Raw genomic sequence first — 19,424 nt, forward strand, 5'->3', positions numbered from 1 at the left:
TCTTGGAACCGCTGCGCCAGATCGCAGAACTGGGCGGGCCAGTCGTGATGCTGCTGATTGCGGTGTCGGTGATAACGCTTGCGACGATTCTCTACAAACTTTGGCAATTCGCCGCCGCGGGCGTCGGACGTCACACGGCGCTGAGCGAAGCTGTGGCCGCTTGGGACACCAATGACCGCACCGCCGCCCGAGTGGCCCTCGCCCGCTCCAAAAGCTATTTGGCACCGGTGGTGGAAATGGCGCTCAGTGCGCCCACGCCCGATATGCCCCGTCTCGCCGCAGAGGCCGAAAGTCGCTTTGCCCGGCTGGAAAGCGGCTTTCGGCTTCTCGATTCCGTGGCACAGCTGGCCCCGCTTTTGGGTCTTTTCGGCACGGTATTGGGGATGATCGAGGCGTTTCAATCCATGCAGGACGCGGGCGCACAGGTGGATCCATCCCTTCTTGCAGGGGGCATCTGGGTCGCCCTTCTCACAACCGCCATTGGCCTCGTCGTCGCGATGCCTACGGCGCTGGTGCTGAGCTGGTTCGAGGGCCGGATGGACGCCGAACGGGTCACGGCGGAGCACGCGCTGACCACGATCCTTGCTCCGCGCGGGCGGGGTGCAGATGGCGTGCAAATGCAGGATGCGGCGGCAGGGGCCGCGCTGCAAGGTGCTTAGGCGGCGAACAGCACGGCGCAAACTCTCGATGACATCGCTCATTGATGTGATCTTCCTATTGTTGCTCTTCTTCATGCTCAGCTCGACATTTTCCAAATTCTCCGAGATCACGTTCAGCGCCGCGAACGGTGGCGCCGTGATCACGACAGAGGTGAAACCGCTCTTTATGCAGCTTGGCCCGGACGCCCTGCGCCTCAATGGCGAGACGATGACGATGGACATGCTTTTGCCCACGCTCAGTGCACTGCCCGAAGTGGACGGACCGCTGGCGTTGCTGATATCGCTCAAAGGCAATGTGACTTCGCAACGCCTCACCGATCTGCTGGTTGTATTACACGCCTTGCCAAACATCGCACCTACGGTGCTGGAGGCGTCATGAGACAGTCCCGCCCCCGCACCAAACGCGAACCTACGATTGCGCTCATCAACATCGTCTTTCTGATGCTGGTCTTCTTCATGGTGGCCGGCACGCTATCGCAGCCGCTCGACACGGACCTTCGTCTGATTTCCACTTCCGATCTTGAAGGCCGCGCACCGCCCGATGCGCTGGTGATCCGCCCGGATGGCACGCTGATCTATCGCGGCACCGAGATTACCTCTGCCGCCTCCTTCCTGCCGCGCCGTGAGGATGAACCGGAGCCGGATGTCAGGCTGGTGCCGGACCGTGATCTGCCTGCCGCGGATCTGGTGCGTATCGCACGCGATCTGCGCCGCGCCGGGGCGGGTGCCGTGATCATCGTGACCGAACGGGAGCTGCAATGATCCCTGCCGCGCGTGTTGTGAAAATAGGAGCTGTAGCCAGCGCACTCGCCATACATAGCGCGCTTGGCTGGGCGTTGATGGCGCGCACAGATGTGCAGGTCGATGGGAGCGCGGGAGCCGCGGAGGCACGGCTTGGCACGCGCTTTGCGGAGATGGCCGCAGGTACGCTGAAGGCGGAAAACAGCACCGAGACGCTGACGCCGATGCCGCCTAAGGATGCGCGCGAAAATCCGGAGGATTTGGAAAGCGTCCCGCCCGCGCCACAAGCGCAGGCCGACGCAACGAAGGTCCCTGTTATAGAGCCTGACGCGCCGACGCGCGCACTTGAGGCGGACGCGGTGCCAACCATCACAGCCCTGTCTGCGCCGAGCCCAGCCAAACTACTCACCCCTCAACCAGAGGCCACAGCGCTCTCCTCCATGACACCAGAAAACATCATCAAAGCAGAAGAAGATAGCGCGAACGCCCTGACCCGCTCCCTACGACCACAACCACGCAGCGAGGCTTTCGAGGCGGAGCATAAGAAAGCCGCTGCCCCCGAACCTGCCAAGCCCGCCAAGCCGCAGCCTAAACCGAAATCGGCCGCCGCAGCACAAGGCAACTCCAACCAGAACGCACGCGCCGGAGCTGCCACCGGAACCAACACTGCGACGGCGGCAAGCGCAGGCACCGTGCAGGGGCAGTCGAATACTGCGGGCAATGCAGCGGCCAGCAACTATCCCGGTCTTGTTATGCAAAAGATATCGCGCGTGCCGCGACCACGCTCGAACACCACGGGCACGGCTGTGATATCGTTCAGCATCGCCTCCAGCGGGGCGTTGGCGGGCCTGTCGGTCGCCCAAAGTTCAGGCTCGGCGCGGTTAGATCAGGCAGCGGCGCAAATGATCCAGCGGGCGGCCCCCTTCCCGCCCCCACCCACAGGCGCACGGCGTAGTTTCTCGATCAGTATCAAGGGCCGCTAAGGTTCAGCATTTCAGCCCAGACAATCAATCTCCGAGCCGCGCCATATGCGGCAAGATATAGGGCAAGCCTGGTGGCGGCGGCGCATTGACCCGAAGGTGACAGCCATAAGCCTCCGACAGGATTGCATCGGTCAGCACGTCAGATGGCGCACCTTCCGCCGCGATCTGCCCGTCCTGCATCAAGGCCACGCGATCCGCATAGAGCGCTGTGAGGTTAAGGTCATGCATCACGGTCACAACACCACCGCCCGCATCGCCGTATCGGCGCGCAAGTTCCATGATAATCAGCTGATGGCCGATATCGAGGCTCGCCACCGGCTCGTCCAGCAAAAGCCAACTGGGCGTGCCGTCCAGCACCGGCTCCCAAACCTGGCATAGGACACGGGCAAGCTGCGTGCGTTGCTGCTCTCCGCCAGACAGCTCGTGATAATACCGCCCGGCATAATCTGTGAGGCCAACCGCGTTCAACGCCTCTTCCGCCACGCCCTTACGCAATGCATATGGCCCGGCCTGAAGGCCGATGCGCAACACCTCAATCACGGTGAAGGGAAAAGCCATGTTGGCCGCCTGCGGCAAAACTCCCCTGATGCGCGCCAGATCGCTTGCGTTGCGTGCCGTCACGGCCATGCCGTTGAGGGTGACGGCGCCACCTGCGCTCTCCTCACCCGACAGGATGCGCAAAAGGGTGGACTTGCCCGATCCATTCGGCCCGACGATGGCCGTCACCGCACCGGGCCGGGCGGTGAAGGCCACATCGCTCAGGATTGTTTTGCCACCCAAGGCAAAGGTTATGTCGCGTGCAATCAAGCTCATGCCATGAGGCTGCCGCGTTGACGCAGCAAAATCCAAAGGAAAACCGGCGCGCCAAGGATTGCCGTGATGATGCCGATGGGCAATTCCGCCGGAGCCACGATCAGCCGGGCAATCACATCCGCCCAGACCAGAAACGCCGCGCCCAAAAGGGCCGCGTTAATCAAGAGCGGTCCATGATCAGGGCCCGTCGAGAGGCGCAGAAGATGCGGCACCACGATGCCGATGAACCCGATCGCACCCGAGACGGCCACAGCACTTCCCGTCGCCACCGCAACGCAGAGGATCGCCCCGCGTTTCACCCGTTGCACCGGGATGCCAAGGTGATGTGCCGCAGCCTCGCCCAGCGCCAAAGCATTGAGCGACCCTCCAAGCAGCGCTGCCGCCACAATGGCAAGCGCAATCATCGGCCCCGCAGTCGCCACCTTGATCCATGTAGCACCACCCAGCGATCCAAGGCTCCAGAACGTGAGGTCGCGCAGCTGCGCATCATCCGCAATATAGATCAGGACGCCCATGCAGGCCCCTGCCAACGCCGCGAGCGCGATACCGCCCAAAAGCATGGTAATCACAGAGGTGCGGCCCCGATGCGTCGCCACCTGGTAGAGCACGAAAACAACAATCCAGCTGCCAAGAAAGGCGGCGAGCGGGATTAGCGCATTGCCCACGATGTTTTGCACCGCTAGCGGCAGCATTGCGCCCAGCACGATCGCGCTGGTGGCACCCAGTGCCGCGCCTGCACTGACACCGACAATGCCGGGATCGGCGAGTGGATTGCGAAAAAGCCCTTGCAACACAGCGCCCGACACAGCGAGCGCCGCCCCCACAAGGGCGCCGAGAACCATGCGTGGCAAGCGGATATCACGCAGCACGACCTGATCCAGCGTGCTCAGTACCTCCCCGCGCATAAGCTGCCCAAGCGCGCCCCACAGAGACGTCCCCGCTGGGCCAATCGCAAGGCTTGCCACCATAGAGGCTGCGCAGAACAGCCCAAGCACAATATGCGCACGCCGTGCTACAGTGCGGCGGTCAATGTACGGAAGGGGGGAAGCCGCGTCGATCACCACCATGCTACGGGTCGCCATAGAGCGCAGCACTCAGCTCGGCCACGGCATCAGGCGTCCGTGGCCCAAAACCGAGCAGATAGAGCCCGTTCATTCGCACCACACTTTCGGACACAGCCGCAGGGGTCGGGCGGATCGCAGGCATCGCAAAGAGCACATCATCGGCCACCGAATGATCGCCACCACGATCCATCATCAGGATCACATCCGGTGCGGCGGTGCTTACGGCCTCATCACTCAGGGGCTTATAGCCCTCAACACCGTCAATCGCGTTCACCCCGCCCGCAAGACGGATCATCGCATCGGCCTGCGTGCCGGTACCCGACGCCATGATACGGCCACCTTGCGTGCTGAGGATGAAGAGAACGCGCTTGGGCGCGTCCCCGGCCAGTTTGGCCGCACTTCCCGTGACGCGGCGCATATCAGCCTCCACTTGGCCCGCCAGATCCTCAGCTGCGTCCAACACTTCAAGCGCGCGGCCAACGGCGCGGATCTTGGCCGCGATCCCCTCCCCGTCCATCGCTGGCTCCAACTGCTCAAAACGCACGCCTGCGCGCTTCAACACCTCAATCACCTCAGGCGGGCCCGCGCCATCTTCGCTGAGAATCAGCGCCGGATTGACCGACAAAACCCCTTCGGCGGAGAGCGCGCGAACATATCCCACATCAGGCAGGCCCTCGGCCTCGGGCGGGTAGGACGATGTGGTATCACGCGCCGCTAACCGATCCTGCTGACCAAGCGCATAGACGATTTCCGTCACCGAGCCGCCAAGCGAGACGACATCACCAGGGCTGGCTGCTTGGACCGCCTTCTGAAACGGGAGAACGCTCACGAACAGTGTTATTGCCAGCGCAAGGGCTGTGGCGGTCACAAGCGACATGCGCCCTATCTGTATTGTCGACAAAAGCCGCATCATACCGCCTCCTTCGCCGGTGCGTCTGGCAGCGAACCCACCAATGCGCGCCATGCCGGGCGGCTGTCACGGCCCTCTTTGCCGATGCCGAATATCTGAAAGATCAGGCCACCTTGCGCATCAAATGCCTCAAGTGACATGGCGTTACCGCGCTGCGTGGGCTTGTCCACCGCCCAGACCTCGGCCACGTGATCGAGCCGCAAATGCAGATTGAAGCGCGGGTCCATCACGTTCTGCCACGGGCCCATTGGGCGCAGCTGCACGATGGGGCCGCTGTGGATCTGGATGCAGCCACGGTTGCCGACGAAGATCATCACCTCGGTGCCATCCTTGGCCAGCCGCTCCAGCGCTGTGCCCACCGCGCCGGGGGCCAACGCGCGAACGAACGGCGCGCCTGCAATGCGGTAGGCCCCGAGCCGGTTCATCTTCAGCTTCGAGGTCAGGCGCATGAACTGGTGCGTGTCGGTCATCCGCGCCCACTCCTTGCGCAGCACGTCCACGCGGGACATGTCGGATTTCGCGGCCTCGGGAGGCTGTCTGTCGCTGACCTCAAGCGATTGGCTCTGATCCCCGATGGGCAAGTCATCGCGCAACGCGTCCCAAGCGGCCAGATCAGACCCGTCGCGCAGGAAAATCTTGTGGACCGCATCACCCGCCGCATCGAACACCTGAAGCGATCGGCGCAGGCCCGCGTCGGTTTCCTTTTCTACCATGAAGGCATGTTTCCAATGGCTTGGGAACATCCGCAGGTCAATCTCGTCGGCAAGCACCATGCACGCATGGCCACCGGAATGATAATTTTCATAGGTGCCGACCCGCTCATGCACGCAGCTTTCGTTACGGGTGAGTGCCATCACCTCGCCCAATTTTTGCGCCGCATCCATGATCCGGTCGGGATGCGCGTCGATGCGCGTGGCGGTGATACCGCAGGAAGCAGCGACAAGCTGTGCCTCGCTGATACCAAGCCTACCTGCCAGATCACGATCCCTCAGCTTTGGGTGATCGGCCTGAGCTGCGCGGATATCTTCAGGTGCGGGTGCTTGAAGGGTGTGTGTTTGAGCAATGGTATCAGCCATGGCGTCCTCTTGTATTGAATGTCTGAGAAATATGGCTGCGCAGCGTGCGAAAGCGCTTGCGTGGCGAACCGGCGCATATCAACTGCGCAGATTATTCTTGACTAATTTAGTCTGATTCATCTATCCGGCACAAGACCCGATTTTCCCGGGCAGACGACGAATTACCGCGCCAGCTTCTGCGAGCCACGGTTTCAGCCAAACCAAAGCATCTCAGAAGGACACCATAATGACACGAAAAATGCGCGCGCCCCTATGGGGGACAACAGCCCTTTGCCTGACACTGGCCGCCGCCCTCCCCGCTGCGGCACAGGAGGAGGATGGATTTCTTGGGACCATCATATTGGGCGAAAGCAAGCGCGATGTGCGCACCGACACCGCCGTGCCAGTGACCGAAATCGACCAGACCGAGATCGACGACCGGCAGGCGGGAACCGTTGCCGAGTTGATCGACACTGTACCAGGGGTGACATTGGTCAACGGGTCTACCCCGCAAGGCTCAGGCATCACGATCCGCGGCTTCGGTGCGACAGGTTCGTTCGGCACCGATCAAAAGATCCTCATTCAAGTCGATGGCGCCACCCGCGGCAGCGAAGAGCTGTACCGCATCGGCAATCAGCTTTTCACCGACCCCGCGCTTTACAAACAGGTCGAGGTGCTGCGCGGCACGATCGGCTCATTCGAGTTCGGCTCGGGCGTGGTGGGTGGTGTTGTGCGGCTTGAGACCAAGGACGCATCGGACTTCACCGGCGGCGAGGTGGGCTTTGCCGCCCGCCAGATGCTGGAGTTCGCAACCAACGGCAGCGGCATAACCTCATCGAGCATCCTTGCGTGGCAACCCACGGAAAACATTGAGTTCCTCGCCAACTACACCCGCCGCACCACAGAGCCGCAAGAAGACGGCAACGGGGGTTTGATCAACCCTGCGGGCGGCGCGACCAACGACCCATCGTGGTTGGTTAAAGGTAAGCTGACCTTCGGCGAGGGCGATGCGCAGTCCGTAACCCTCACACATACGGAGACGGAATCGTCCCAAAGAGACGTGCCATATGACAGCTTCGGCCTTGCCAATTTCGGCAATGTCGACCGCGATGTGCGCAGCGCTACGACAATCCTGCGCTACGGCTTCAACCCGGTGGGCAATGATCTGCTTGATCTGACGTTGCAATATTCCTACGCGGATGAAGAGATCACTCAGACGGCTATCGGACGGGCCAGCCCACTGAACGATGCTGACCACCGCTATGAGACGACAACCCTCACCCTCAAGAACACCGCCCTTTTCCAGACCGGAGCGGTTAACCACGACCTCACGGCGGGGATAGAATATATCCTTCGCCAGCGCCAGAACGCGGCTTCCGCACCGGGCGGTGAAGACAATCGCTGGGCCATCTTCGCGATCAACGAGATGTCGTTTGGAGATGGCTGGACCGTCACGCCGGCCTTTCGCTATGAGACATCGGATGTGAAGGGCAGCACCGCGCCCAATAATGGCCGGTTCAAGCATGACGCGTTGATGGGTGGGCTGTCGCTGCGCTATGCGTTCCAGAACGGATTTTCGGTATTTGGCTCAGCCGCCTACACGGAGGTCCTGCCCCCGATTGACGATCTGGACAATGTGGCGCGCATGGAGGATAGCGAAAAATCCCGCACCTTTGAGCTTGGCTTTGCCTATGAGGCCGAAGGGGCGTTCCGCGAAGGCGACAGCCTGTCGTTCAAGCTCAACGCCTATGACACGGAGCTTTGGGACGTGACCTCCTATGTCACCAACACAGCCGCATTCGGGCCGCCCGTTTTCCTCGCTCTGGATCAGGTCAACACCCAAGGGATCGAGATTGAGGCCGCCTATGCTACGGCCACCGGCTTCTACATGGATCTCAACGCTAACATTGCCGATGGCCAAGAGACCACAGGTCGAGGCGTCCGTCAGGATTGGCGCAACCTCGCCGCCAACAGCCTGCGGTTTACATTGGGTCAGAAGTTTGCCGAAGCCTATGACGTGAGCTGGGAAGTGGTCGCGAATGATGGGATCACCGTCAATGGAGAGCGCTCATCCAGTTTCGTAGCCCACAACCTGCGCGCGACGATCGCGCCGGAAAGTGGCGTCTGGGCAGGCACCGAAGTGCGTTTCGGGATCGAGAACCTGTTCGACACGCAATACACCCAACGCCTCTCAACCCGCCCCGCCGCAGGCCGGAACTTCAAAATCACACTGGCCAAGACGTTCTGACCAAGGCGCGGGTGCTCTCATGGCACCCGCGCCGTTCACTCCAGAGCCCCCGCAACAGCATTTCTCAGGGAGCGATGTATCGTTGTTGGCCCGACCGAGGCCCTTGGTTTGGCTCCCATTGAAACCTCCACCGCACAATTAACCCGTGCGAGGCATAAAACGCCCTTCTGACGCGCCGAGTACGCTTACCTGCCTACCCGCGCCAAAAGCACGGAATAGCGGCCAAAGTGCCGACAGTTGTTTAAAAAATCAGGTAGAGTATTGGCGGAGCGACAGGGATTCGAACCCTGGAGACGGTCTCCCGCCTACACACTTTCCAGGCGTGCGCCTTCGACCACTCGGCCACCGCTCCGTTGGAGGGCTTCTAGCGTCTGTGCGGGGGGGGCTGCAAGGGGAAGGTTGCGTTTTTCGCGAGCACCCTGCGCTTTGTATCAATCGTCCAGATGAAGATAGACGCGGCGGTTCATGCGGCCTTTGCTTTCGATCTTGCCAAGGCGCAACGCGCCGACCTCGGAGGTGCGTGCCACATGGGTGCCGCCACACGGTTGCAAATCCACTTGGTCGGTGCCCTCGCCGATCCTTACGAGGCGAATTTTGCCAGCATTTCGGGGCGGCGGCGCGGAGAGGGTTTTGACCAGAGAGGGCTGTTGGTCCAACTCGGCATGGGTGATATAGCCGTCGGTCACCGGCAAATCGCGATCAACCATTTCGCCCAAATGCGCCTCGAATGTTTCGCGGTCCACCGACATATCGGGCATTTCAAAATCAAGCCGGCTGCGCGTCTCACCGATCATGCCCCCCGTCACCGGGAGCGGGATCACGACCGACAAGAGGTGTAGCGCCGTGTGCATCCGCATCAGCCGCAGACGGCGTGGCCAGTCCAGCGTTTGCTGTACTTGGCAGCCAATGGGCGGCAGGGACTGCGGCGCGGCCGGGACGAGGGCGATCTGTGCGCCCTGCCCTTTTACCGTCGTGGCCACAGTCATCCCCCCGCCGGACCAATCGATGCGCCCGCTATCGCCGGGCTGACCACCGCCGGTGGGATAAAAGACGCTCGCATCCAAAACCACACCGCCCTCTGGCGTGTGTGCAACCACCATGCCCACAGCCTCGGTGCGGTAGGCATCCGTGCGAAAGAGCGGCTCGGTCACTTATCGCCGCCCCCGTCCCCTTCCACTGATCCCCCTTCGGCAACACGTTGGGCCACTTCGCCCGGTCGACGCTCGCGCGCCTCGGTTGGCGTGTCCGTTTTCGGCTCCGGCGCGTTCGGGGCGATGGGTGTGCCGCCCATGAGCGCCTCGGGATTGCGGATCCAGATGTCGCGCTGCCCAAACGGAATCTCGATGCCTTCTTCAACGAAGCGTTTGGCGATCTCGTGGTTCATGTCGGAATGCACACTCATGATCCAATTCACGTCACGCAGGATCGCGCGGATCTCAAAATCAAGGCTATCGGCCCCGAAGCCTTTCATCAGGATCGTGGGCTCAGGGTTCATCAGCACCATTGGGTGCGCGCGCGCAATCTCGCGCAAGATGCCCTCCACCCGGCGCGTATCGGTGCCATACGCCACGCCCACGGGCACGATGACCCGGCCCACCGTGTTGCCGCGGGTGTAATTGGTGACCGTACCGCTCACCAGATCGGCGTTGGGGATGATCAGATCCGATCGGTCGAACGTTTGGATACGGGTGGAGCGGACAGAGATCTGCTGCACCGTGCCGTGCTGGCCGTTGACTTCGATCCAGTCACCTTGGCTGATGGGCCGCTCGATCAGAAGGATGATGCCGGACACAAAGTTGCTGACGATATTCTGAAGGCCGAAACCAATCCCGACAGAGAGCGCACCCGCAACGATGGCGATGGAACTGAGATCCAAGCCCGCCGAAGTGATCGCGATGAGCGCCGAGAGGAATATACCGATATAGCCCACGCCGGACACGATCGCGTTGCGCCCGCCCGCGTCCATCTTGGTCTTGGGCAGGACGGTGTTCTTGAGCGTGCCCTGTAACAGCCGGGTCAGCACATAGCCCATGGCGAACACCACCGCGAGCATCAGGAAGATCGTGGGCGAAATCGTGATATTGCCCAGCGTGATCCCCTTGGTAAACCGTACCCAAAGCTCTGACAGATCCGCCACCCGCGCGCCCCACACAAGCGCGAAGGCAGGGAGTGACAAGACAACCATACCAAAGCCCAGAAGGACCGGCATCAGGTCCTCGCGCACCTCCTCGCGGCCGCCATTGGCCAGAACGTAGACCTCGTTGATGACCCGCTGAAAGATCAACAGCGCGGCCAGAAGCAGCAGCGACAGGACCGAAGGCAAAAGCAGCGACTCGGCAGCCGTGAAATAGCCGACCCCGCCAAGGAACGGCGCGACCAACGCCAGCAGGAAGAGGGCCTTGGCCAAGAGCCGCGTGAGGCGGTTGCGGTATGTGTCGAACGCCTCATCCTCAGAGGCCGCGCGCGCGTGTTTGGTCAAAAGACGCGACAGCCGGATCAGAATCAGCCCAGCCAACACCATGACCGGGAAGAGGACAACAACATCGGCCTCATTGGACCACGCCATCTCCTGGCTGGTTTCGCGCACGAAATAGAAGATCGAGATCACAAGCCCTAATGCGCCGCCATAAAGCCGCCCAGAGCGCCTGTCCTCAGGGCCTAGAACCAGTGGTGGGTGGGCTATCTCTCCGCGTGGAAAACAGCGCAGCGCAAGCCAGCGCGCGACGAGGAAAATCAGCACCGCAGGTGTCAGCGCCGTCAGGATCAGATCGCCCCGGATACCCACAAGACCTGTATTGTAGACTGCACCATTGATCAGCAGATATCCGATGAAGGGCACCACGATTTCGCCCATGGACATGATCCAGCCCAGCACCCATTGCACCGATGCCGTGCTTTTGGGCATGACGAGCCGCAAAGCCAGCGTGGCCCAGAAACGCCCGCGCAAAAGCAAGACAAACCCAATCAGGGTGAGGACGATACTGAGCGGCAGTGCGCCATAGAATTCGGCGCGCCGTACTTCACCGCGCAGGGATTTACTTACTTCGGCACGTATATCCGCGATGGTTTCGCGGAACGCACTCACAGCATCGGGCCAGTTCTGCGGGTTTACAGGTGAAGGACCCAGTTCCATCAGCTTTTCGGTCTGGCGCTCGCGGATGATCCGGTCGATGGATTTGATCAGCCCGTCCGCGCGGCTATAGGCAACCTGCGCGCGCTGGATCGGCTCGCGCAAATTTATCAGCTCGGAGTTAAGCGCGACACGCTGCGCCGCGATCTGTGACCCTTCTGCGGCGGCTTCGGCGGGGGCCGGACCCAGCGCGCGAAGCTGTGCTTCGGCGGTGGCAATTGCATTTGCGTTGACATTTTGCGCGGCGTTGAAGCGATCGCGCCACTCAAACAGAAGGGTCCGCAGATCCTCCAGCGCGCCGGTAGAAGCGCGTGCAGCCTCCACCGCCTCGGAGGCGCGGCTCGCAATCAGGGCCCATCGGTCGTAATCGGGGGCCTCGTCGGTTTGCTGCGCGTGAACAGACCCTGCATTAAACCCCGGCGCAAACCCGCTTCCCATAGGCAACGATAGCAGCGCAAGGGCGAGCATCAAAGTCTTGAAAACCCTTATCATTCTTCGAAAACTCCCGGAATGGATCGTGGGGCCGCGCCCATCCAATCCGGCACAGGCAGGCCTTTTTCACGCAAAAACTCAGGGTTAAACAGTTTGGACTGATATCTGGTTCCATAATCACAAAGAATGGTCACGATCGTATGCCCCGGCCCCATCTCGCGCGCCATGCGAATAGCCCCCGCGATGTTCACCCCCGAAGATGCGCCCATGCACAGCCCCTCATCGCGCAGAAGGTCGAAAACGATTGGCAGCGCTTCCTCATCGGGAATCTGGCAGGCAAAATCGGGTTTTAGCCCTTCAAGGTTGCGGGTGATGCGCACCTGCCCGATGCCTTCGGCGATGGAGCCGCCCTCGGATGCCAGTTCCCCGGTTGTGTAATAGGAATAGAGCTTCGCGCCCATCGGGTCCGCGAGACCGATCTTCACGCCCTTGGATTGCAGCGCCATGCCAACGCCCGTCAGCGTGCCGCCCGACCCACACGCACAGATGAAGCCATCGACCCTGCCCCCGGTCTGTTCCCATATCTCGGGGCCTGTGCCCTCCACATGGGCCTGCCGGTTGGCCGTGTTGTCGAACTGATTGGCCCAGATGGCGCCGTTGGGCTCGGTCTGCGCAAGCTGGGCGGCCAGACGTTCGGAATAGCGCACGAAATTGTTGGGGTTGGAATAGGGTGCTGCGGGAACCTGCACGAGGTCCGCCCCGGCGAGCCGCAGCATGTCTTTTTTCTCTTCGCTTTGCGTCTCGGGGATGACGATCACGGTCTTGAACCCCATCGACGCCCCAACAAGTGCGAGGCCAATGCCCGTGTTTCCCGCCGTACCTTCGACAATCGTACCGCCGGGCTTCAGCGCGCCGCGCGACACTGCATCGCGGATGATGTAGAGCGCCGCGCGGTCCTTGACCGACTGGCCGGGGTTCATGAACTCGGCCTTGCCAAGGATTGTGCAGCCGGTCTCTTCGCTCGCACGGCGCAGCTTGATAAGGGGTGTGTTCCCGACCGCCTCGGCCAGATCCTGAGCTATTCGCATGTCGGTGGTCCTCCGCGCCTGATTTAGACTTGGTGTAGGCCCCAAAGGGGCGAAACTCAAGCGACTGCGCGCAGGCGGGCGCGTTCGCGCGCGAGCCACATCAGCGCGAGGATCAACGGGCCGTTATCAGCCTCGCCTGTCTCGATCAGAGCGTGCGCACGCTCAAACGGCATAAGATGCAGCCGGATGTCCTCAGCCTCGGTCTCCAGCCCGCCCAAGCGCGGCAGATCGTCGGGGATATCGGCAAGACCGAGATAGGTGTGGAAATACTCGGTCACTGCGCCGGGCGAGGGGTAGTAGGATGCAATCTGCTCCAGCCCCGTGAGGGTCAGCCCGGCTTCCTCGGCACATTCGCGGTAGGCGGCCGCCTCAGGCGTCTCACCGGGGTCAACACGGCCTGCAACAGGCTCCAGCATCCAAGGGTGCGGATCGCCTCGCCCAAAAGGCCCCATGCGGAACTGCTCGATCAACAGCACCCGGTCACGCACCGGATCATAGGGCAGCACGATGGCCGCATCGGTGGAGACAAATACCTCACGTCGCAGAGGCTCCGTCAGCGTGCCGTCGAATTTGGGGTGACGCAGGGTGAGCGCCTTGGTCACGAAAAACCCGGCATGGGGGCTTTCCTCCGCGATCACCTCGACGGCGCTGGCGGGGGTGCTGCTGCGGATCGCGTGTGAGACGCCACCCGCCAAAAGCTGGGCCGCGGCACGGGCGCGGATCATCGGCATCTTCACGGCCAACTCCGCCCCGCTGAAACGGCCAAAATATCCCATCGCCTCGCGCGCGGCATGACGGCTGAGCGGGCCATATGTGGCCTGCCAATCGCCCAGCACAAAGGGCGCGCCCGCAGTCCAGAGTCCGGGCCGGGGAAAATATACCTCGGCTGGCCGCATACCGCCCGCCAAGACCTCAACCGCGCGCAGGTCATAGCCAAACCCACCCTCAAAGAAATCAAGCCGCGTAATATCCGTGGCGGTCAGCCCGCTGAGCAAAAGCCCCTCGGCAGAGACGCCCGGCGCGCCTTCGATATAGGGGAAAACCTGCCCCTCGGCCCAGCTGACCCGGTGATCCGGCAAGGTGCCTGCGCAAACCTGCGCGCCGGCATGGCCCAACACGATCTCCAGAAGCGCCCGGTCGCGCAGCGAGCCATAGACAAAGAGCGCGGACAAAGCTCGTCAGCTCCAGCGACGCGCAGCGATTTCGGTGATAAGCCCGCAGGCTATCGCGCCAACCGTGAGCGTCGCAATCAGCATCGGATCGACCAGATATTCGGCATATTCGGCGGCATTCCTAAACATCCCCAGAATCGCCTCCATCGGCCCATCATAGCGATTTTCCAGAGATTGCTTGAGCATGAGATTAAAGCTCTGGGCAAAGAAGCCCCAGAAAACCAGTGCGAAGAGCCCCGTCAGCCCGTTGCTGATCGCCTCGCCCCAACCGCGCCCCGCGCGACTGCCCATGACAAACCAGCCGCACAGGATGCCCAGCACCAGATTAACATAGTTGAACCAGCCAAAGGCGGTGTGATCGGGCATCAAAGGCCGCACCATGTCCGAGCCAAGCCAGCCCAGCGCGCCAAGCGACACCGCCCCCACAAGGCGTGCTGCGGTGGGCATGTAGCGCGTCTTGATCATGGGCCCTCGTCTTTTTTGCGGCCAGCCGGGCTATTTGACCGGGCGGGCAATGGTGATTTGTATCACGTCGCAGTTTCCTCCCTCAAACGCGCCCGCGCAAGAGGTGAGGTAGAAATTCCACATCCGACGAAACCGGTCGTCAAACCCGAGGGCTGCCACCTCATCCCATTTGTCGTTGAACGTATCGTGCCAGCGGCGCAGCGTTTGGCTATAGCTTTTGCCAAACTCCAGAGACCGCTCGATGGTGAGCCCGGCCTTCTCCACCTCGCCATGAAGCGCGGAGGGGCTGGGCAGCATCCCACCGGGAAAAATGTATTTCTGAATGAAATCAATTCCCTTGCGGTAGGCCTCAAAGCGATGATCCTCAACGGTGATGATTTGAAGCGTGGCCTGCGCGCCGGGGCGGAGCCGTTCGCGGACCGTCTCGAAATAGACAGGCCAATATTGCTCGCCCACGGCCTCGAACATCTCAATGGAGGCGATGCCGTCATATGTGCCGCGCTCATCGCGGTAATCTTGCAACTTAAGCTCGACCATATCAGACAGGCCCGCGCGCTCCATCCGGGCCTGCGCATAGGCCAATTGCTCGCGGCTGATCGTGAGGCCGGTGACTTTCAGCCCCCGCTCCTTGGCCGCATATTCCGCGAAACCGCCCCACCCGCAACCGATCTCCAGCACGTGATCGCCGGGTTTCACGCCCATCTGATCCACCATGGAGGCATATTTGGCGGTCTGCGCCTTCTCCAGATCCTCTTGGCCTGAGGTGAAAAGCGCGGAGGAATAGGTCATCGTCTCGTCAAGCCAGAGCCCATAGAACTGATTGCCCAGATCATAGTGATAGCTGATATTCTTCAGGGCTTGCGTGCGCGAGTTGCGGCGCAGCCAGTGGCGCAGCCGCTCATAGGCGCGCAAAAGGCCCATGGCGGGAAACCCGTCATAGACTTCCCAATTATCCGCGTGGGCGAAATCCATCAGCGCCATCAGGTCCGGCGTGCTCCACCAGCCATCAAGATAGGCCTCGGAAAATCCCATATCGCCTTCGCGTACCAGCCGCGCAAAACAGTCGTCATTATGCACCTCGACCACGCCCACCGGCCCTGCCCCCGGACCCTCGGCGCGGAAGATGCGCCCGTCGGGCATGACGAAATCCACCTTCCCGTTGCGCACAGAGGTTTTGAGCTTTGAGAACACCGAAGAAAAGTATCGCGGCAGGCCGGGCTGGCCATGCGTGTCAGTGAGGATCATGAAAGGGTATTTCCTGTCTTTTTCGCCAAGGTATTGGCCCGGCCCAGAGGCGGCAAGAGGATAATGTGCACCACACCGCGCCTCTTCAAAAGCTGCGGCTTTCATAAGCGGCCAGAGCGCGGTTTCGCCCCTCCGACAGGCTCACGCGCGGGTCGGGATAGGGCGCATCGGGCGCAAGGCCCCAACTGCGCGGGATGGCGTCGAAATAGCTCAGCGCCGTCTCCGAGGGCTGGTGCGCCGTCTCCGCGATCCAGCGGGCGGGGTAGTGGCCTTTGGGATCGAACTTCTCCAGCTGCGTCTCGGGGTTGAAGATGCGGAAATAAGGTGCCGCGTCCGGGCCCGAGCCTGCGGCCCATTGCCAACCCATCGCGTTGCTCGCGGGGTCCCAATCGGTGAGGCACTCATCGAACCACTCCATCCCGATGCGCCAATGGGTCATCAGATGCTTGGTCAGGTATGAGGCCACGATCATCCGGCCCCGGTTGTGCATCCGACCTGTCACATACATCTCGCGCATGGCCGCATCCACGAAGGGCACGCCCGTGCGCCCCTGTTTCCAGCGCAGCACGGCCTCAGAGCCTGCATCCTCAGACCAAGGGAAGGCGTCCCAATCCTCGCGCCAGTTGCGGTGGGTGATCTGCGGTGTGTGGTAGATGAGATGATAGGCAAACTCGCGCCACACAACCTCCTTAACCCAATGCTCGGCACCATTCGCACCCTCTTCACGGGCGCGCATCCCCGCATGCCAGCATTGCGCGGGGCTGATCTCGCCCACGGCAAGGTTTTCCGACAGGTTGGAGGTGCCATCGCGACCCGGCAGATTGCGGTCATCCTTGTAGGGATCAATCGGCCCGTCCAGAAACCACGCCAATCGGTCCTGTGCAGCGGCCTCGCCCACACATTGATAGGGGCGGCAGATCGCGGCCCCCCGATTCATCGCCGCATCCATGCGCCAATCGCTGAGAGTGTCCGAGGCGGGCCACGCGTCTGGTGCGGGGATCTTGGCGGGCGCTTTGAGGGGCTGCGGCACATCGCGGTCTTTCACGGCGCGCCACATGGGTGAATAGACCCGGTAAAAGCCGCCGGTCTTGGTCTCCACCGTCCATGGCTCAAAGAGCAGATGCCCCCGATGGCTTTCCGCCGCGATGCCGTCCTCTTTCAGCCCGGCCTTCACGGCCTTGTCGCGGGCAATGGCGCAGGGATCATAGAGCCGCGACCAATGCACCGCCCGCGCGCCTGTCTCTTTGATCAGCGCGCGCAGCACCTCCAGCGGATCGCCCTGCCGCAGGATCAGGCGACTGCCCATCACCTCAAGGGTTTCGCTGAACTTCTCCACCGCGAGGCCAAGCCGCCATTTGGGAGCCGCGCCCAGCCGCTCCACCTCCGTGTCATGGATAAAGACGGGGATCACCGGCCCACCCGCCTCGATGGCGGTGGCTAAAGCAGGGTGATCGGTCAGCCGGAAATCACGGCGCAACCAAAGGATTGTCGGGGAAATATCAGTCATATCGGGCCTTTTATCTTCTTTGGCCCTGACATAGCGCGCTTAGAGCTGCGTCAAAGACATATATCCAGCGCCGCGCGCAGGCGGTCCACCTCATCGCGGCTGGTATAATGCACAAAGCTGAGCCGAAGCACGCCCTTATTAGTATCCACCCCCAGTGCACCCAAGGCCCGGACCGCGTAGAAATCACCGCCCCCCGCCATGATGCCATGCCCTGCCAGTTCGCGGGCGACATCCTCGCCCGGGCGCGCCAGAGCCACGGCCACGGTAGGCGCGCGGTTTGCAGCCTCCGCTGGGCCGATCAGGCGGACGGAATTGCGCGCGCCCAGATCATCGAGAAGCGGCTGCAAGAGCGCCTCCTCATGGGCGCGCATCAGGTCATGCACGCCGCTCGCCCGCGCGGCCGGATCGCCCGTGATCCCATGATGCGCGGCGAGCGCGTCCATGTAATCGGCCATACCCGCACAGGCCGCGACCTGCGCGTGATCAGGGCCTGCGGGGGTAAAGCGTTTGTCGAGATGGCCCGCGTTGAAATAATGCCCCTGATTGGGCAGCTGCATCCCCAGGGCGCGCCGGATCACCATGATCCCCTGATGCGGGCCATATGTCTTGTAGGCCGAAAAGAGGTAAATATCCGCGCCCAGCAGGTCCACATTCACAAAACCATGCGGCGCATAGCTCACCCCATCAACGCAGACGAAGGCACCAGCGGCATGGGCAAGTGCTGTGATCTCGGCCACCGGATTGACCGCCCCCACCACGTTCGAGCAATGCGGGAAACACACAAGGCGCACACGCTCATCCAGCAGGTCCACGAGGTGTTCTGGATTCAAAAGGCCGGTCTCGGGGTCGATCTTCCACTCGCGCACCTCAAAGCCCTCATCGGCGAGGCGGCGCCATGGGCCGGTATTGGCCTCATGATCTTGATTGGTGACGACGATGGCATCACCAGGTGACATAAACTGCGCAAAGGCGCGGGCGAGGATATAGGTGTTCTGCGTGGTCGAGGGGCCAAAGCTCAGCTCATCTGTCTGCACGCCCATCATGGCGGCAAGGCGGGTCTGGGCCTCGTCCATCTCCTCGCCGCCCAAGCGGCTGGCGGCATAGGGCGCATAGGGCTGCACCTTGCGCTGGCGATGGAAGCGCTCCAGCCGCTCGATCACCGGGCGGCACATGTAGCTGCCACCAGCATTTTCAAAGAAGGCCTGACCTTGGAGGGTGGGCTCTTCAAAGGCGGGAAACTGGGCGCGGACGAAGTCTATATCTAAGGTCATGGCGCGCAGAAAAGCCGCCTTTCTCGCCATGGTCAAGCGCGGGTTTGAAACATAGGCCGGGAAGTCCCCGAAAAACCCGAAGCAACCAGCGCTCCGGGCGCTACAAAAATGCGCCCATGCCCGACACCCCGCCACAGGACAAAATCCACGCCGCATTCAAGCAACGTCCGCCCCAAACACACCCGTGGTGGTTGCGGACGCGGTTGAAGCCAACACCGTCGCTGCCGTTGAAGCCGGGTATCGCTAGACATTCCTGCATTACAGGTTTCACGCATGGGCCATCTATGTGGTTATAGGGCTGAGCCTTGCCTACCACGCCCAGACCCACAACATGCCCCTCACGATCCGCTCGGCGCTAACACCACTTTTCGGGCGCTGTGTGATCGGCACGCTGATCCTTGCAGCGGGTGGGAACAATCCGATGGATGCGCTGCGCAATGCGATGATCATCGGGGCTTTGCCGTTCACCATGGTCATGGGCCTGATGTGTATCGCGCTGATCAAGGCGCTTTACCGTGACGGGCTGCGCGAGAAGCGCGGCCTGCTTGAGCAGCCCGCCGAATTGGTTGGTCCCGCCCTGGGCCCACGGCCCTTGGCGCTATGACTGAGCGGTGCCCCTTGAGAGGGGCGCCGTTTTTTGT

General features: G+C 61.9%; 17 protein-coding genes, 1 tRNA gene and 1 pseudogene. 6 read left to right on the forward strand and 13 right to left on the reverse strand.

The window, feature by feature from the left end; translation table 11 throughout:
• Positions 1 to 47 precede the first annotated feature (47 nt).
• Genes KUD11_RS14070 through KUD11_RS14085 form a run of 4 tightly spaced genes read left to right on the forward strand, consistent with a single transcriptional unit; the run spans position 48 to position 2,383 of the window.
• Complete coding sequence (locus tag KUD11_RS14070) at positions 48 to 659, forward strand: MotA/TolQ/ExbB proton channel family protein (RefSeq protein WP_109387755.1); 612 nt, start codon at positions 48 to 50, stop codon at positions 657 to 659.
• A 28-nt stretch (positions 660 to 687) separates the two neighbouring features.
• Positions 688 to 1,038, forward strand: coding sequence for a biopolymer transporter ExbD (locus KUD11_RS14075; protein WP_109384112.1), 351 nt, complete (start codon positions 688 to 690; stop codon positions 1,036 to 1,038).
• On the forward strand, positions 1,035 to 1,421 hold the full coding sequence (locus KUD11_RS14080) for an ExbD/TolR family protein (RefSeq protein ID WP_109384111.1): 387 nt from the start codon (positions 1,035 to 1,037) through the stop codon (positions 1,419 to 1,421). Before KUD11_RS14075 ends, KUD11_RS14080 begins: the two co-directional genes overlap by 4 nt.
• The gene (locus tag KUD11_RS14085; RefSeq protein ID WP_109384110.1) at positions 1,418 to 2,383 is read left to right on the forward strand and encodes a cell envelope integrity protein TolA; all 966 of its coding nucleotides are present in this window, start codon (positions 1,418 to 1,420) and stop codon (positions 2,381 to 2,383) included. The genes KUD11_RS14080 and KUD11_RS14085 overlap by 4 nt, the downstream gene beginning before the upstream one ends.
• Positions 2,384 to 2,407: 24 nt before the next feature.
• Here KUD11_RS14085 and KUD11_RS14090 read toward each other — a convergent pair whose 3' ends face one another.
• Genes KUD11_RS14090 through KUD11_RS14105 form a run of 4 tightly spaced genes read right to left on the reverse strand, consistent with a single transcriptional unit; the run spans position 2,408 to position 6,246 of the window.
• Positions 2,408 to 3,196 (reverse strand): heme ABC transporter ATP-binding protein, encoded by a 789-nt coding sequence (locus KUD11_RS14090; RefSeq protein ID WP_109384109.1) that lies wholly within the window; start codon positions 3,194 to 3,196, stop codon positions 2,408 to 2,410.
• Complete coding sequence (locus KUD11_RS14095) at positions 3,193 to 4,263, reverse strand: FecCD family ABC transporter permease (protein WP_109384108.1); 1,071 nt, start codon at positions 4,261 to 4,263, stop codon at positions 3,193 to 3,195. Before KUD11_RS14095 ends, KUD11_RS14090 begins: the two co-directional genes overlap by 4 nt.
• Position 4,264: 1 nt before the next feature.
• Positions 4,265 to 5,137 (reverse strand): heme/hemin ABC transporter substrate-binding protein, encoded by an 873-nt coding sequence (locus tag KUD11_RS14100; protein WP_109384107.1) that lies wholly within the window; start codon positions 5,135 to 5,137, stop codon positions 4,265 to 4,267.
• A 32-nt stretch (positions 5,138 to 5,169) separates the two neighbouring features.
• Entirely contained in the window at positions 5,170 to 6,246 is a 1,077-nt protein-coding gene (locus KUD11_RS14105; RefSeq protein WP_109384106.1) for a hemin-degrading factor, read from the reverse strand.
• 226 nt (positions 6,247 to 6,472) lie between these two features.
• On the opposite strand from KUD11_RS14105, the gene KUD11_RS14110 reads away from it, so the two are divergent.
• Positions 6,473 to 8,473 carry a TonB-dependent receptor domain-containing protein gene (locus KUD11_RS14110; RefSeq protein ID WP_224380260.1) on the forward strand — a complete coding sequence of 667 codons (2,001 nt, stop codon included), beginning with the start codon at positions 6,473 to 6,475 and terminating at the stop codon, positions 8,471 to 8,473.
• A gap of 262 nt (positions 8,474 to 8,735) precedes the next feature.
• Here the strand turns inward: KUD11_RS14110 and KUD11_RS14115 are convergent.
• The 9 genes from KUD11_RS14115 to KUD11_RS14155 all read right to left on the reverse strand — a co-directional run bounded on the left by KUD11_RS14115 (position 8,736) and on the right by KUD11_RS14155 (position 18,783).
• A tRNA-Ser gene (locus tag KUD11_RS14115) sits at positions 8,736 to 8,825 on the reverse strand.
• Positions 8,826 to 8,904: 79 nt separating this feature from the next.
• Positions 8,905 to 9,624: an alanyl-tRNA editing protein gene (locus KUD11_RS14120; protein ID WP_109384104.1), complete on the reverse strand. Its 720-nt coding sequence runs from the start codon at positions 9,622 to 9,624 to the stop codon at positions 8,905 to 8,907.
• A complete protein-coding gene (locus tag KUD11_RS14125) occupies positions 9,621 to 12,041 on the reverse strand; it encodes a DUF3772 domain-containing protein (protein WP_224380261.1) in 2,421 nt (806 codons plus the stop codon). The genes KUD11_RS14120 and KUD11_RS14125 overlap by 4 nt, the downstream gene beginning before the upstream one ends.
• A 50-nt stretch (positions 12,042 to 12,091) precedes the next feature.
• Positions 12,092 to 13,123, reverse strand: coding sequence for a cysteine synthase A (locus KUD11_RS14130; protein WP_109384102.1), 1,032 nt, complete (start codon positions 13,121 to 13,123; stop codon positions 12,092 to 12,094).
• A 56-nt stretch (positions 13,124 to 13,179) separates the two neighbouring features.
• Complete coding sequence (locus KUD11_RS14135) at positions 13,180 to 14,295, reverse strand: NUDIX domain-containing protein (RefSeq protein ID WP_109384101.1); 1,116 nt, start codon at positions 14,293 to 14,295, stop codon at positions 13,180 to 13,182.
• Between the two features lie 6 nt (positions 14,296 to 14,301).
• Positions 14,302 to 14,760, reverse strand: coding sequence for a TrgA family protein (locus KUD11_RS14140; RefSeq protein ID WP_224380262.1), 459 nt, complete (start codon positions 14,758 to 14,760; stop codon positions 14,302 to 14,304).
• A 30-nt stretch (positions 14,761 to 14,790) separates the two neighbouring features.
• Positions 14,791 to 16,005, reverse strand: coding sequence for an SAM-dependent methyltransferase (locus tag KUD11_RS14145; RefSeq protein ID WP_109387751.1), 1,215 nt, complete (start codon positions 16,003 to 16,005; stop codon positions 14,791 to 14,793).
• A gap of 85 nt (positions 16,006 to 16,090) precedes the next feature.
• A complete protein-coding gene (locus KUD11_RS14150) occupies positions 16,091 to 17,512 on the reverse strand; it encodes a cryptochrome/photolyase family protein (RefSeq protein WP_109384100.1) in 1,422 nt (473 codons plus the stop codon).
• A 50-nt stretch (positions 17,513 to 17,562) separates the two neighbouring features.
• On the reverse strand, positions 17,563 to 18,783 hold the full coding sequence (locus tag KUD11_RS14155; RefSeq protein ID WP_109387749.1) for an aminotransferase class V-fold PLP-dependent enzyme: 1,221 nt from the start codon (positions 18,781 to 18,783) through the stop codon (positions 17,563 to 17,565).
• A gap of 175 nt (positions 18,784 to 18,958) precedes the next feature.
• Here KUD11_RS14155 and KUD11_RS15330 point away from each other — a divergent pair.
• A pseudogene (locus KUD11_RS15330) lies at positions 18,959 to 19,387 on the forward strand (BCCT family transporter); the annotation flags it as partial.
• Between the last annotated feature and the right edge of the window lie 37 nt (positions 19,388 to 19,424).

The organism is Roseovarius carneus (assembly GCF_020141465.1).
Taxonomy (GTDB): domain Bacteria; phylum Pseudomonadota; class Alphaproteobacteria; order Rhodobacterales; family Rhodobacteraceae; genus Roseovarius; species Roseovarius carneus.

What these genes read in the sequence shown, in the direction of transcription:
- KUD11_RS14070 (WP_109387755.1), top strand. Translation starts at nt 48, where the DNA reads ATGCTGCTGATTGCGGTGTCGGTGATAACGCTTGCGACGATTCTCTAC.
- KUD11_RS14075 (WP_109384112.1), top strand. Translation starts at nt 688, where the DNA reads ATGACATCGCTCATTGATGTGATCTTCCTATTGTTGCTCTTCTTCATG.
- KUD11_RS14080 (WP_109384111.1), top strand. Translation starts at nt 1,035, where the DNA reads ATGAGACAGTCCCGCCCCCGCACCAAACGCGAACCTACGATTGCGCTC.
- KUD11_RS14085 (WP_109384110.1), top strand. Translation starts at nt 1,418, where the DNA reads ATGATCCCTGCCGCGCGTGTTGTGAAAATAGGAGCTGTAGCCAGCGCA.
- KUD11_RS14090 (WP_109384109.1), bottom strand. Translation starts at nt 3,196, where the DNA reads ATGAGCTTGATTGCACGCGACATAACCTTTGCCTTGGGTGGCAAAACA.
- KUD11_RS14095 (WP_109384108.1), bottom strand. Translation starts at nt 4,263, where the DNA reads ATGGTGGTGATCGACGCGGCTTCCCCCCTTCCGTACATTGACCGCCGC.
- KUD11_RS14100 (WP_109384107.1), bottom strand. Translation starts at nt 5,137, where the DNA reads ATGTCGCTTGTGACCGCCACAGCCCTTGCGCTGGCAATAACACTGTTC.
- KUD11_RS14105 (WP_109384106.1), bottom strand. Translation starts at nt 6,246, where the DNA reads ATGGCTGATACCATTGCTCAAACACACACCCTTCAAGCACCCGCACCT.
- KUD11_RS14110 (WP_224380260.1), top strand. Translation starts at nt 6,473, where the DNA reads ATGACACGAAAAATGCGCGCGCCCCTATGGGGGACAACAGCCCTTTGC.
- KUD11_RS14125 (WP_224380261.1), bottom strand. Translation starts at nt 12,041, where the DNA reads ATGGGAAGCGGGTTTGCGCCGGGGTTTAATGCAGGGTCTGTTCACGCG.
- KUD11_RS14130 (WP_109384102.1), bottom strand. Translation starts at nt 13,123, where the DNA reads ATGCGAATAGCTCAGGATCTGGCCGAGGCGGTCGGGAACACACCCCTT.
- KUD11_RS14140 (WP_224380262.1), bottom strand. Translation starts at nt 14,760, where the DNA reads ATGATCAAGACGCGCTACATGCCCACCGCAGCACGCCTTGTGGGGGCG.
- KUD11_RS14145 (WP_109387751.1), bottom strand. Translation starts at nt 16,005, where the DNA reads ATGATCCTCACTGACACGCATGGCCAGCCCGGCCTGCCGCGATACTTT.
- KUD11_RS14150 (WP_109384100.1), bottom strand. Translation starts at nt 17,512, where the DNA reads ATGACTGATATTTCCCCGACAATCCTTTGGTTGCGCCGTGATTTCCGG.
- KUD11_RS14155 (WP_109387749.1), bottom strand. Translation starts at nt 18,783, where the DNA reads ATGACCTTAGATATAGACTTCGTCCGCGCCCAGTTTCCCGCCTTTGAA.